Raw genomic sequence first — 13,207 nt, 5'->3', positions numbered from 1 at the left:
AAAGAAGCCCGCCAATGACGGGCTTCTTTTTTATACAAGTAACGGTAATTTCATAACAGCCTCTTCAACCGAACGCACTATATGATTTGCTTTCTCCTTTACATACGGATGGGCATGATGAAGAGTAAATGAATGCGGGGTTACTTCAAACATAGAAATATCATTGAAAGAATCTCCAATACAAGCAACTTCATTTGCTTCAATTTGCAAATGATCCATTAGTCGCTTTAGAGCACTCCCCTTACTCACGCCTCTTGGCATAATATCAACATAGCGTTTACCTGATATAAAAACTTCCGCTTCGCCTTGAAACGTATCTCGTAGCTCTTGATCTAACGTCACAATTTTCTCTTCTTCTCCAAAAACAAACAATTTTGCAGGGTGTACAGTCTTACCAAACTCTTCTTCTAACGCTTCAATTTCAGCGATATGCACGCCCATATACGCTTCAAAATTATGGTGATGTTCATTCTTCCTTTTTGTATATCGCTGCTCATTTGCACAAACAATATCCGCTAGTCCTTTTTTATGTATATATCGATATATTTCCTGGGCAACCACATTTTCAAAACTCGATTCATGAAATAAATTTCCATCCGGAAGTAACATTGTCGCTCCATTTAAGCCAGTTGTGTAATATGGGAATGCAAACCTTTTTACAACTTCATCAATTCTGTGTGTAAAGCGGCCAGAGGCAAAACAAATATTTGTCCCTTTCTCAGCTAACCAACACAGCGCACGTTCATCTTCTTTTTGCATATGATTCACATCGTAAACGAGCGTGTCATCTAAATCACTTACAAATAATTTAATCATGTCCTCTTCCCCTTCCATACACAATATCTACTCTAAGTGTACACAAAAAATGTTTGATTTTTGTTAAAAAATAATAAATTTTTGCTAAAAAAAATAAACGGGTGTATAATCCCGTTTATTTTTGTCTTTTTACATTTTGAGGTCTTACAATACTTGGTCGTACTTTTAAACTAGACATCGTTGGACGGAGTAAAATTTTTGTTAACGCGCCCCAATCAAATGGTAAAAACGGCCATAAATAAGGTGTTTGTAAACTTTTTATAGACGTTAAAAATAAAATTAATATCGTCATACCAATTACAAATCCCATCTCATGGAAGAGACCTGTTAAAATAATAACAAACAATTTCCCAACCTTATTCCCTAATCCTAATTCATAACTCGGTGTTGCATATGCACCAACCATCGAAACTGCTACATACAAAATTACTTCTGGCACAAACAAACCTACATCAATTGCAATTTGACCAATTAATATAGCGGAAATCAACCCTGCTGCAGACGATAACGGCGTTGGAGTATGAATGGCTGCCATCCTTAAAAACTCAAGTCCGACCTCTGCCATTAACACCTGTAATAAAATTGGTAAATGCGTCATCTTAGTCGGTCCAATAAAAGCAAGATTTGCTGGCAAAAGAGTTGGATCAAATACAAACACTAACCAAAATGGTAATAAAAATAACGAGAATATAACACCTAAAAAGCGCACCCAGCGTAAAAATGTACCGACAGCTGGATTTTGTCTAAACTCTTCCGCGTGCTGTAAATGATGAAAATATGTTGTCGGTGTAATCATAGCACTTGGCGATGTGTCAACGAGTACTAACACATGTCCTTCTAGTAGATGATTTGCTGCTACATCTGGCCTTTCTGTATATCGAATAAGTGGGAATGGGTTATAGCTTTGCTTTACAACAAATTCTTCTACTGTTTTATCTGCCATCGTAATTCCATCTACATCGATGTTATTTAATTCTTGTTTTATAATCTTTACTAAATCTGGATTTGCAACATCTTGAACGTATGTAATACAAATATCCGTTTGCGATCTATCTCCTACTCGAACCATTTCATTTCGAAGACGTGGATCTCGAATTCTCCTACGAATTAACGCTGTATTTACAACGATATTTTCAACAAATCCATCCCTCGCACCTCGTACTACCTTTTCGGTATCTGGTTCTGTCGGTGTTCGCCCTGGATAACTACGAACATCGATCGCGAACGCTTCCGTTTCACCTTCCACAAATATCACGATGAGTCCTGATAATACTTGGAGCATTACCTCATCCATCGTTTTCACTTTACTTACTTGTTGATGGATTAAGCGATTCTCTAAAAGCTTCACTGTATCTTCTTCTACATCCCTTATCTCATTTGTATCCACCGCTTCTTCTAAAATAGGGATAATATAATTTGTATCACAAAGTCCGTTTACAAATAGCACACCAATTTCTTTATTCAAAATTTGAAATTTACGAATGCCGACATCGTATGTAACGCCTAGTCCAACTGTCTGTTTTAAATAATTTTCATTGTCACTTATGAAAGTTGATATAGGGATATCCACTTTTTTAGGCTTCGTCATAAAACCCACTCCTTTCTAAAATTAATTGAATTGCTTTCTTTGTAATAGGTGACCCTCTCTCCCATTCATCATTTCCGCACATTTTACCAATATCACCAACTCCAACAATGACAGGAACATTTAAATCGTCTAAACAATATATTGTATCTCCACTAATCCTGCCAATTTCACCATCTGGAAGTCCAAATTTATCAACACCATATTCGGTTAAATTCCCGTTCCGATCTACACTTACATCTACACGTGCCCATTCCCAATGATGCGTATTAGACGCTACTGCTAAAATACCGAGCACATCAATTTGTTTATGGGTAGCCACATATTTTAATGCCTTTTCACCAGACCCTTCTCCAATAAATCCACTGTCATCAAACATGACAAATACAGGGTCATATGGCGTTTGCATAATAAGCTCAACAACTTTTTTCCCTGTCAATTTGGTTGGATTACTTTGTGATGCTGAAATACACCTTCCCCCAAATTCCTTCGTTAAAAGCTCAATTGTCCGCTTTGCATATTCATCTCCATCTGTGACCAAAACAACCCTTCGTCTCATTTGATTTATCCTTTCGGTTTACATATAAGTGCTATAAAAAATGAAAACAATATCGCTGCGGAAATGCCCGCAGACGTTAAACTAAACATGCCAATACCAATTCCTAAATATCCATGTTTTTCTGCTGCATGCATTGCTCCGTGCAATAGTGAATGTCCAAAACTTGTAATAGGGACTGTCGCTCCAGCACCTGCAAACTTTATTAGTTTATCGTACAATCCAAATCCATCTAAAATTGCTCCGATGACTACAAAAGTTGCCATTAAATGAGCTGGTGTTAACTTTACGAAATCTAACAATAGTTGCCCAATTAAACAAATAGCTCCACCTACAAGAAATGCATATATAAAATCCACAATTCACTCTCCTTTAACTCTCTCAAATACGACACCATGTGCAATTGTTGGAATCGTTTCCTTCTGTTGCATCATCATCGGGCTTAATAATGCACCAGTCGCAACGACAAAAATTCGTTGTAAATTCCCTTTTTGCATCTCGTGTAATAAATGGCCATACGTAACAACTGCTGAACAAGCGCAACCACTACCACCTGCAAACACTTCTTCTTGACTTGATTCATAAATCATCAATCCACAATCATTGTATATATGCCCAAGATCATAACCTTCCTCAAGTAAAAGTTGTTTCGCAATCGGCGTCCCAACAGCTGATAAATCACCCGTAACAATCAAATCATAATCATCGGCACTTCTTCTTAAATCTTCAAAATGTTGTTGAATTGTATGAGCCGCTGCTGGAGCCATCGCTGCCCCCATATCCAAAGGATTTGTAATTCCTAAATCTTGCACTTTTCCGATTGTAGCTGACGTAATTTTAATTGCACTTTTTTCATTGCTAATTAATATAGATCCTGCACCAGTCACAGTTGAATTTGCTGTCCCTGGTTTTTGCCCACCGTACTCTGTTGGATAGCGAAATTGTCTTTCAGCCGTTGCATTATGACTGCTTACTGTAGCTAAGACACGATTTGCAAATCCACCGTCTATAAAAGCTGAGCCAACTGCTAAAGTCTCCATAGACGTCGCACAAGCACTAAACATTCCTAAAAAAGGAATGCCCCACTTACGCGCAACATAATTTGCTGTCACTGTTTGATTCAATAAATCTCCCGCTAAAAAGAAATCAATTTGCGATGTTTTTATATTCCCTTTTTGCACTGCTTGTTGAATTGAGTCTGACATTAATCTTCGTTCGGCGAGCTCCCAATTTTCTTCTCCACAATGCAAGTCATCATATGAAATATCAAATTTTTTCCCAAGAGGGCCCTCAGCTTCTTTCGGACCGACAGCAGTACCCGTTGCATTCACATATATATCATTTTGAAATACCCACGTTTGTTTTCCGGTCAACCTCATACTAGCCCCTCCTTTAAGACATAAAAATTTTAAAGGTATACCTTATTAACCCAATGATATATGCACCAACAACCCCAAATACAATCACACTTCCTGCCAGTTTAAACATATTTGTAGCAATCCCTAGAACAACCCCTTCGCTCTTATGTTCTAAGGCAGCGCTCGCCATAGAATTTGCAAATCCTGTTACCGGTACCGCTGATCCTGCTCCAGCAAATTGACCGATTTTATCATATACACCACACCCTGTTAAAATCGCGGATAATAAAACAAGGGTTGCAACAGTTGGGTTTCCTGCCTCTTGTTCACTGAAGTGAAAATAATGTATATAAAATTTCATCAATACTTCTCCAACTGTGCAAATGAGTCCACCTACAAGAAATGCTTTGATACAATTTAGTAAATAGTTTGGCTTTGGATGATACTCCTTCACTTTATTTATGTAATCATCCTTCAATTTCTGACTTGTCATTTATATACTGCCTCCTACTTTACGAAATAAATCCAGTGAAACAACGATCCTATTACTTTCCCAAGTACAAGAGCGACGAGTAAAACAATAATCTTCCCCTCTACCCCTACTCGTTTCGCTAAAATAGGTAGAACATTTAACACCTCTGTTAATGCTGCAGCAAGCATTCCAATGAACGTGCCACAAAATATCCCTAATATAACGAGCCAATATTGCGACGTTTGAAATGTAATGTTTTTCAAACTGCACCAAGCCCCTGTTAAAGTACCTGCAATGACTGCCCACTCAAAATATTGAATATGCTTTCCACTTCTCGTTAATTGGGCTAAACGGGGGATTATACCAAGTACAGCTAAAAATGCGACATATCCGCTACCTACCGCAATCCCTCCAGCTAAACCAATTAAAATAACAAATCCAGACTCAATCATCGGTAAGTTGTTTCATATTATCCTTGTTTTCATTAACGATTACATACTGATCAAGTGACTGTTGGTATTGAAACATCTCAACTTCTAGCGGACTTGGCTCTTCATTAATTCGCTTTTGAAATACATGATTAAAGAATAAAACCATCCCTAAGCCAAGACCTAAAGAATAAGGAATTTGAAATAAAAGTGGTTGCGCATTAAATTCTCCAGTAATCATGTAATATAACCGTTGATGTACTTGTTGCATACTTACATCTTCATGGAAATAAATGATCGCAAGGGCCGCTCCAATGAAAAGTAACAGCCATACAAGCCCGAAAAAAATTGGGTGCGCCTTCTTTTTTTCGTATATAATTTCAACAAGAGTTTGTCCAGAACCGAGTAAATTAATTTGTACATGAGATGCTTTCTGTTGAATAATCTCAATTACTTTCATAACATCAATTACAACATGCGTCTTATCATGCGCTGTTATTTTGTAAACTATCTCATTTTGTAACAACTCAACTACGGAAGAATCTCCGGCAAGTTGAGCAACATCGCCCAGCTTTACTTCATAAGTAGGAGAAACCTTTAAACGATTGCGCATTTTAATATAAATCGTTTGTTCCAACTTTCATTCACTCCTTCACTCTTCCTCGTAGTTGTAGTATGGTTATTGAATTTTTTTCTAATACAATTTTTTCATAAAAAAACATCTGCACCATTTCGGTACAGATGTTTTTTACTTATGCCTTTTTCTTAAATAAGTTTGCAATACTTAATGCAAGCCCTCCCCAAATGACTACTATTCCAATAACCATCATCATAATCGCTGATCCACTCATTATGAAACACCTCGATCTTTCCATTCTTTTTCAAGCTTGGCAGAATCCGAATGAATTTGTGCATCCCATTTTTTCAGGCCAATGATTATTGCAACTATGAGGAATGCTGCTGCTATCGACCAACCATACGTTACAACAAACTCAGTCGGATAATCTCCATAATTCTTTTTAATATTTTGGATTGTACCATCAATTAGCATATACCCTAACATAAGCGGAGTAATAACGAGTAAACTCACTCTCCAAAACGTTCCTAATTTAATATCAGATACAAAGTTTGCATGATTTTGATAAACTGGTAAACGACGTAAAATGAGCCCTATCGTCACTACTTCCGCAAGTGCAATTGTAATTAATCCGAAATTATTAGCGAAATAGTCGACAACATCTAAGAACATAAGCCCACCACGTGTTGCAAATACAAGAGAAACTAACACGAGAAGGGTTCCCATAATTCCAATGGTTTTTTCCCGACTTAAACTGAATTTTTCAGATACAGCGGCAAAACATACTTCCGCGAGTGAAATAAGTGATGTGATTCCAGCAACCGTTAACGATAAGAAAAATAATACACCAAACAACGGTGACATCGGCAATTCATTAATAATTTGCGGAAATACTACGAACGCAAGCCCAACGCCAGCACTTGCTACTTTATCAACCGGTACTCCCATATTATTTGCCATAAATCCAAGAGCTGCAAAGACCCCAATACCTGCTAATAATTCAAATCCTGAGTTTGCAAATCCAGTAATAAAGGCATTATTTGTTGTATCCGAGTTTTTCGGTAAATAACTAGAATACGTAATCATAATTCCAAATGCTAAAGATAAACTAAAGAATATTTGACCATAAGCAGCAAGCCATACTTTCCCATCAAAAATACGACTCCAATCTGGTTTAAAGAATGCATCTAGTCCTTGCATAGCACCTTCCATCGTCACTGCACGAACGACGATAATAAGGAACATAACAACTAATAAAGGAATAAATATACGGTTAACAACTTCGATTCCTTTTTTAACTCCTTTAAATGCAACGCCAAGCACAATAATCCAAACGAGAGCTAACGGAATTAATACTTCCGGTACAAGTCCTCCAAATTGTCCTGGCTTATCTGCAACATGTAAGTACTCTTTAAATAAAAATGATTGCGTGTCTTTTCCCCATGCTCCAGTAATTGCAAAGTATGTATACGATATAGACCAAGCAATAATCACTGCATAATATGTTGAAACGATAAATGTTACGCACATTTGCCACCATCCAATAAATTCGGCACGCGGGCTAATACGGAAAAATGTAAGTGGTGCTGAACCACGATGACGATGACCAAGGGCAAATTCAAACGCTAACAATGAAATACCAGTCGTTAATAATGCAAATAAGTACGGTAAAAAGAATGCTCCTCCTCCATTTTCATACGCTGTATAAGGAAAACGCCATATGTTTCCTAATCCAACGGCAGATCCGACCGCTGCGAAAATAAATCCAGCTCTCGTTCCCCATTGTTGCCTCGTTTCCATGTTTCCTTCCCCCTTTATGACAAGCTCATACTTGGATTATATTTCAAATTAACTAAATTATCAATAAATTCTGTTAATTTTTGCGAAAATTAACATCTCTCTCCTATTAACGGCATAAAAAAATCGAATAGACAATTATTCGTCTATTCGATCTTTCATCTGTTTTAATATTTTCTTTTCAAGTCTTGAAACTTGTACTTGCGAAATGCCTATGCGCTCTGCTACTTCTGACTGTGTTTGATCTTTATAGTAACGCAAGTATACAATTAAGCGCTCTCGTTCATCTAGTTCTCTAATCGCTTCTTTTAAAGCAATTTTATCGAACCATTTTGTTTCAGATTGATCTGCAATTTGATCTAAAATAGTGATTGGATCTCCATCGTTTTCATATACAGTTTCATGTATAGATGAAGGGGCCCGGCTCGCTTCTTGTGCTAGAACAACTTCCTCTGGCGTTAGTTCTAGTGCCTCTGCCACTTCATTAATCGTTGGAGCCCTTCCGAATTCTTTCGAAAGCTCATCTCTCATCTTTCGAATTTTGTTTCCTGTTTCTTTTAAAGACCTACTAACTTTCACTGATCCATCATCACGTAAGAAACGTTGTATTTCGCCAATAATCATTGGAACTGCATATGTTGAAAATTTCACGTCGAAAGATAAATCAAATTTATCTACCGATTTCAAGAGCCCAATACATCCAATTTGAAATAGGTCGTCTGGTTCGTATCCTCGATTAAGAAACCGCTGTACAACCGACCAAACGAGGCGCATATTACTTTGAACGATTGTATCTCTCGCTTGTTGATCTCCATCTTGACTTTTTTGAATTAACGCTTTTAGCTCGTGGTCCTTTAACTGAGGTTTCTTCTTCTCATTTTTGACCTCTATGTCCATAGGCTATTCTCCTTAATTGCATAGAGCGTTACTATTTGATAAGTATTTTGTCAAATGGATTGTTGTCCCGAAAGATTCGTTTGAAATAACTTCTACTTCATCCATAAAATTTTCCATGATAGTAAATCCCATTCCGGAACGCTCTAATTCAGGTTTAGTTGTAAAAAGGGGTTGTCTCGCTTCATCTAAGTTAAAGATTCCAATCCCTTCATCTCGAATCGTGAGTTTCACCATTGCTTCTTCCAAAATTACAGAAATATAAACAATACCTTCTGCATTTCCTTCGTATCCATGAATAATTGCATTTGTAACCGCTTCTGACACAACTGTTTTAATCTCCGTTAATTCTTCCATCGTTGGATCTAGTTGTGCAATGAAAGCCGCCACAGTAACGCGAGCGAACGATTCATTTTGACTTAATGCTGAAAATTGAAGGTTCATTTCATTTCTCATCTATGCCACCCCCAACGTCGCGAGCGCGTGCGCTTCACTTTCTTCTAAGCGAACAATTTTGAATAAGCCCGACATTTCAAATAAACGCTTAACAGGCGGTGAAATTGCACAAACAACCATTTCTCCACCTAATCCCTTTACGTGTTTATATCGGCCTAATATAACACCTAGACCAGAACTATCCATAAAAGATAAGTTCTCTAGGCTCAAAACAATATGATGAACACCATGTGTCTCAATCATATCTGTTACTTTCGTTCGCAACTCTTCAGCCGTATGATGATCTAATTCACCCTCTAGTCTCACACATAGGACGTCACGTTTTACTTCTAATTGCATGGAAAGACTCACACGATTTCCTCCTTATGCTCAAACTTTACTTATTCACATACATAAAGATTTTCGTGATACAAAATAAGAATCCTTCCTGCTGACAAAAGAAGAACTATTTCGTCATAAAGTGAAACCTTTCAGCATTATTCACTTACATACGAATAGAAAAGCGGCAAAATATTTGCCGCTATTTTGATGTTGAAAACATCCCAAAGCTTCTTTTAAATAACTCCCACCAGCTCGCTGCAGCAACATCTTCTTTTGCTACAATTGTTTGTTTTAATAAAACATCCTTATCTTTTTTAATAACAAGTGTACCAAGCGCGTCACCCTTTTTAATCGGTGCTTTTACTTTCTTTTCAGCAATTACTTCTTGTTTTACCTTGTCCATATTCTCGCCCTTCTTCATAAGAAGAGAAACATTATCTGATGCAACTAAATCTACTTTTTCTTTTTTCCCTTTCCCTACTTGAACTGTCTTAATTTTTTCGCCGCGCGTATACAATTTCTTTGTCATATATTGTCCAAATGCATAGTCAAGAAGCTTCGTCACTTGGTTGTTCCGTTCTTTTGATGTTGGTGCTCCCATGACAACTGAAATGATACGCATGCCATTTTTTTCAGCCGATGCTGTTAAACAATATTTCGCTTCTGTCGTAAAACCTGTTTTTACTCCATCTACGCCAGGATAAAAACGTACTAGCTTATTCGTATTAACGAGCCAAAACTTTTTATCCGTATCTTCACGTAAATAATCTTCGTACTTACCTGTGTATTTACGAATAAGTGGATACTTCATCAATTCTCTCGCCATTATAGCCATATCATTTGCTGTCGAATAATGGTCTTTGGCCGGAAGACCTGTTGGGTTTTGAAAATGTGTATTTTTCAGCCCTAGATCTTTCGCCTTTTTGTTCATCATATTTACAAATCCTTCTTCTGAACCTGCGATATGCTCGGCTACTGCAACAGATGCGTCATTTCCAGATGCAATTGCAATACCCTTTAACATCTCATTTACAGTCATCTCTTCCCCAGGTTCTAAAAAGATTTGCGATCCACCCATTGAAGCTGCATGTTCGCTCGCTCTAACTTTATCGGTCAGTTTTAGTTTTCCTTTTTCAACTTGTTCCATAATTAAAAGCATTGTCATAATCTTTGTCATACTAGCAGGTGGTAATTTTTCATTTGGGTTTTTATCAAATAAAACTTTACCTGTATCTTGCTCAATTACGATTGCTGACGACGCTTGTTCCGCTAACTTCGGCGTTGTTTCTTCTGTTTTCTCCTGCTTCGTTTTCTCAGATTGTGCGAAACTCACTGAAGTTCCAGAAAGCAATAACATGAAACAAACAAGTATTCCAAAAACTCGCTTCATGACTAACCCTCCATTCTATATCAGACCTATTTTTTCCAATTTATCCTTTTTTAATACCAAATTTTTCTAACATTTTCAGTTGACAAACACATTCATCCCCTATATTGTATTAAGTGTATTACACGAAGTAGTACACTTAATACATATGAGGAAGGAGACATTGCTCTTGCATATTCAACTTGATCCAAGAAGCAACACTCCGATATGGGAACAAATTGTTCAAAATATAAAAGAACTCGTATTGAAAAACATATTGGCTCCAAGTGATAAACTTCCTTCTGTACGCGAACTCGCTTCTTTACTCGTTATAAATCCAAATACAGTGAGTAAAGCGTATCAAGAGTTAGAGCGACAAGGAATTATTGAAACGTTACGAGGAAAAGGAACATTTGTATCCCAATCGATTACCCCAACATTAGACGAAAGGAAAATCGCTATGGTTGAAAAGCAATTTCATCAATTACTATTAGAAGCCTCTTATCTTGGTATTACGAAAGATAAAATTCATGATTGGATAGATTCATACTATAAAGAGATTGGAGGGAATACAGATGTTGAAAGTGACAAACTTGAAGAAAACAATTGATAATCAAACAATTTTAGACGATGTTTCTTTCACATTGCAAAGAGGGAGTATCATCGGATTACTCGGAAGAAACGGTGCGGGGAAAACAACTTTATTGCGAACGATGGTCGGCATTTTGGACCCAGACGAGGGAACTGTTACATATGAGGATATCGACATCCATAAAAATCCTGAAACGAAACAAAAAATCGTATATGTTCCTGATTCTACTAATATACTGAACGGCTATACGATAAAAGAAATCGTAAAGTTTTATAAAGAAGTTTATACCGCATTTGATGAAACACATTTCTATGAACTGTTAGAACGTTTTAACTTACCAAACAAACGAATTCGTAGCTATTCAAAAGGCATGAAAGCACTGCTCGCCATCATTTTAGCCGTTTCTACAAAGGCAGAATATGTCATTTTAGATGAACCGACAAATGGACTTGATCCTATCGTGAAAAGGAAAATTTTACAGTTTCTCGTTGGAGAAGTTGCAGAAAAAGAGATTACCATTTTCATCTCCACTCATCATTTAGATGAAGTAGAACAAATTGCAGATACAATTATTATATTAAAAGGCCATACTATCTCGTCTATTACATCACTAGACGATGCAAAATCACGATTTGCAAAAATACAAGTAGCTTACGAACGTTCATTACCTCAAAAGCTAGAAAACTTAAGCAATATTAAAATATTAAATCAAACAGGAAAAGTATATACAATCTTAATTGAAGGAAATGTGGCAGCTACATTAGAAAAGTTTCATAAAGAACAGCCACTGCTCATTGAAGAATTAACAATGTCACTTGAAGATATTTTTATCACTACATTTGAGGAGGATTCACATGTTTCATAAAGCTTTATGGATGAGGCAATGGAAGCAAGGAAAATATATAATTCTATTATTTTGGTTAACTAGTTTATATCAACTACCTTATAAATATTATCAAGAAGCGCAAATGCAACTAAAACTATCAAAAATGAAGTTTGGTGACTATGCATATTACTACTCCTACTATTTTCAGACATCTGATGGTGCCGTCTTCTTTCAAGGAGCTACTCTAATTGCACTCGCTTGTCTTTTAATTGGATGGGAACGTAATAATCAATCAACTGATTTTCTATTCTCGATGCCTTTTAAACGAAAGGATATTTTTTTAACAAAATGGTGGCTTGGTGTTTTGAATATTATTACAGTACAAATTGTTTGCTGGATTAGCATGTACGGAATAAAGAACATGTCGTTTCACAATGAGTATCAAACCTTTGCTCCGTTCTATAGTTACTTTCTATATGCTACCGTTGTACTTATCGCTATTTATACATTCGCCTTATTTATCGGGACTCTTACTGGACATATATTTTCTCAAAGTATTTTAACTATCATTCTATTATTTTTACCATACGGTTTTGGATTGTTAATTTCCGGATTCATTTATTCACACACACAATGGTCTGTAGATGCAATGGGAGAAATAGAGCACCATACTCATGAGTACTTACAACATATAGGTATCATTTCACCATTAGAATATTTTTCTATTACTTATGATTACCACCCGATAGAAACATTTGATGACTATGGCAATAAACTTCCCAGTGTATCACAGGACAATCCTACGGAGCGTATTTCTGTACCTTCTCCTTGGACACTATTAACACCATTTGCTTACATCATTACCTTTTTATCAATAGCAACCTTTCTATACACACGTACACCGAACGAACAAAGTGGAAAAATACTATTGTTTCCTAACTTGCAAAAATGGTTCATAATTTGCACTGTTCTATGCTTCGGACTACTTGGTGGTAGAATATTAGGCGGACGAGATGCACTTCTGTCTTATTATGTTGGATTTTTCCTATTCGCTACCATAAGTTACTTCATTTTTACACGTCTATTAAAATTGAAGTTTGCTTTTGTAGGGAAATAAATATGCATTAAGATGGTGGATACATGTTTCCAAAAGCATTATAGAT

Annotated in this window: 17 protein-coding genes; 3 read left to right on the top strand and 14 right to left on the bottom strand. The window is 36.6% G+C overall.

All coding sequences use genetic code 11. From position 1 onward, the window contains the following. Positions 1-30: 30 nt before the first annotated feature. The 14 genes from ACTFRY_RS04145 to dacF form a co-directional block, all read right to left on the bottom strand. A complete protein-coding gene (locus ACTFRY_RS04145; protein WP_002000777.1) occupies positions 31-834 on the bottom strand; it encodes a Cof-type HAD-IIB family hydrolase in 804 nt (267 codons plus the stop codon). Between the two features lie 97 nt (positions 835-931). Beyond that, positions 932-2,404, bottom strand: coding sequence for a spore germination protein SpoVAF (spoVAF, locus tag ACTFRY_RS04140; protein WP_000165596.1), 1,473 nt, complete (start codon positions 2,402-2,404; stop codon positions 932-934). Further along, a complete protein-coding gene (locus tag ACTFRY_RS04135) occupies positions 2,391-2,960 on the bottom strand; it encodes a stage V sporulation protein AE (RefSeq protein WP_001254415.1) in 570 nt (189 codons plus the stop codon). The genes spoVAF and ACTFRY_RS04135 overlap by 14 nt, the downstream gene beginning before the upstream one ends. A 5-nt stretch (positions 2,961-2,965) precedes the next feature. Further along, on the bottom strand, positions 2,966-3,316 hold the full coding sequence (spoVAE, locus tag ACTFRY_RS04130) for a stage V sporulation protein AE (protein ID WP_000345904.1): 351 nt from the start codon (positions 3,314-3,316) through the stop codon (positions 2,966-2,968). Between the two features lie 3 nt (positions 3,317-3,319). Further along, positions 3,320-4,336, bottom strand: coding sequence for a stage V sporulation protein AD (gene spoVAD / locus ACTFRY_RS04125; RefSeq protein ID WP_001241163.1), 1,017 nt, complete (start codon positions 4,334-4,336; stop codon positions 3,320-3,322). A 13-nt stretch (positions 4,337-4,349) separates the two neighbouring features. After that, positions 4,350-4,808 carry a stage V sporulation protein AC gene (spoVAC, locus tag ACTFRY_RS04120; RefSeq protein ID WP_000203810.1) on the bottom strand — a complete coding sequence of 153 codons (459 nt, stop codon included), beginning with the start codon at positions 4,806-4,808 and terminating at the stop codon, positions 4,350-4,352. 14 nt (positions 4,809-4,822) lie between these two features. Next, positions 4,823-5,239, bottom strand: coding sequence for a stage V sporulation protein SpoVAB (gene spoVAB / locus ACTFRY_RS04115; protein ID WP_000572936.1), 417 nt, complete (start codon positions 5,237-5,239; stop codon positions 4,823-4,825). Then, the gene (locus ACTFRY_RS04110) at positions 5,232-5,852 is read right to left on the bottom strand and encodes a stage V sporulation protein AA (protein ID WP_061663476.1); all 621 of its coding nucleotides are present in this window, start codon (positions 5,850-5,852) and stop codon (positions 5,232-5,234) included. The genes spoVAB and ACTFRY_RS04110 overlap by 8 nt, the downstream gene beginning before the upstream one ends. A 115-nt stretch (positions 5,853-5,967) precedes the next feature. Then, on the bottom strand, positions 5,968-6,066 hold the full coding sequence (locus ACTFRY_RS04105) for a methionine/alanine import family NSS transporter small subunit (RefSeq protein WP_000016826.1): 99 nt from the start codon (positions 6,064-6,066) through the stop codon (positions 5,968-5,970). Beyond that, positions 6,066-7,592: a sodium-dependent transporter gene (locus ACTFRY_RS04100; RefSeq protein ID WP_000450088.1), complete on the bottom strand. Its 1,527-nt coding sequence runs from the start codon at positions 7,590-7,592 to the stop codon at positions 6,066-6,068. Before ACTFRY_RS04100 ends, ACTFRY_RS04105 begins: the two co-directional genes overlap by 1 nt. A 135-nt stretch (positions 7,593-7,727) precedes the next feature. Beyond that, positions 7,728-8,486, bottom strand: a complete 759-nt coding sequence (gene sigF, locus ACTFRY_RS04095; RefSeq protein WP_000350729.1) for an RNA polymerase sporulation sigma factor SigF — start codon at positions 8,484-8,486, stop codon at positions 7,728-7,730. Positions 8,487-8,498: 12 nt separating this feature from the next. After that, the gene (gene spoIIAB / locus ACTFRY_RS04090; RefSeq protein ID WP_001243398.1) at positions 8,499-8,939 is read right to left on the bottom strand and encodes an anti-sigma F factor; all 441 of its coding nucleotides are present in this window, start codon (positions 8,937-8,939) and stop codon (positions 8,499-8,501) included. Further along, a complete protein-coding gene (gene spoIIAA, locus ACTFRY_RS04085; protein WP_000059135.1) occupies positions 8,940-9,290 on the bottom strand; it encodes an anti-sigma F factor antagonist in 351 nt (116 codons plus the stop codon). A gap of 169 nt (positions 9,291-9,459) precedes the next feature. Then, positions 9,460-10,650 carry a serine-type D-Ala-D-Ala carboxypeptidase DacF gene (gene dacF / locus ACTFRY_RS04080; RefSeq protein ID WP_000831995.1) on the bottom strand — a complete coding sequence of 397 codons (1,191 nt, stop codon included), beginning with the start codon at positions 10,648-10,650 and terminating at the stop codon, positions 9,460-9,462. Positions 10,651-10,816: 166 nt separating this feature from the next. Between dacF and ACTFRY_RS04075 the strand changes: the two genes are divergently transcribed. From ACTFRY_RS04075 to ACTFRY_RS04065, 3 genes are read left to right on the top strand one after another with little or no spacing between them, the layout of a single operon-like run. Further along, positions 10,817-11,236, top strand: coding sequence for a GntR family transcriptional regulator (locus tag ACTFRY_RS04075; protein WP_000548022.1), 420 nt, complete (start codon positions 10,817-10,819; stop codon positions 11,234-11,236). Further along, positions 11,202-12,083, top strand: coding sequence for an ABC transporter ATP-binding protein (locus ACTFRY_RS04070; protein WP_016118583.1), 882 nt, complete (start codon positions 11,202-11,204; stop codon positions 12,081-12,083). The genes ACTFRY_RS04075 and ACTFRY_RS04070 overlap by 35 nt, the downstream gene beginning before the upstream one ends. Then, on the top strand, positions 12,073-13,161 hold the full coding sequence (locus tag ACTFRY_RS04065) for an ABC-2 transporter permease (RefSeq protein ID WP_016118584.1): 1,089 nt from the start codon (positions 12,073-12,075) through the stop codon (positions 13,159-13,161). Before ACTFRY_RS04070 ends, ACTFRY_RS04065 begins: the two co-directional genes overlap by 11 nt. Positions 13,162-13,207: the final 46 nt, after the last annotated feature.

The sequence above is a fragment of the Bacillus cereus group sp. MYBK195-1 genome (assembly GCF_051916605.1).
Classification (GTDB): domain Bacteria; phylum Bacillota; class Bacilli; order Bacillales; family Bacillaceae_G; genus Bacillus_A; species Bacillus_A cereus.
The sequence above is the reverse complement of the archived record's forward strand: the minus strand, read 5'-3'. Positions and strand labels throughout refer to the sequence as shown.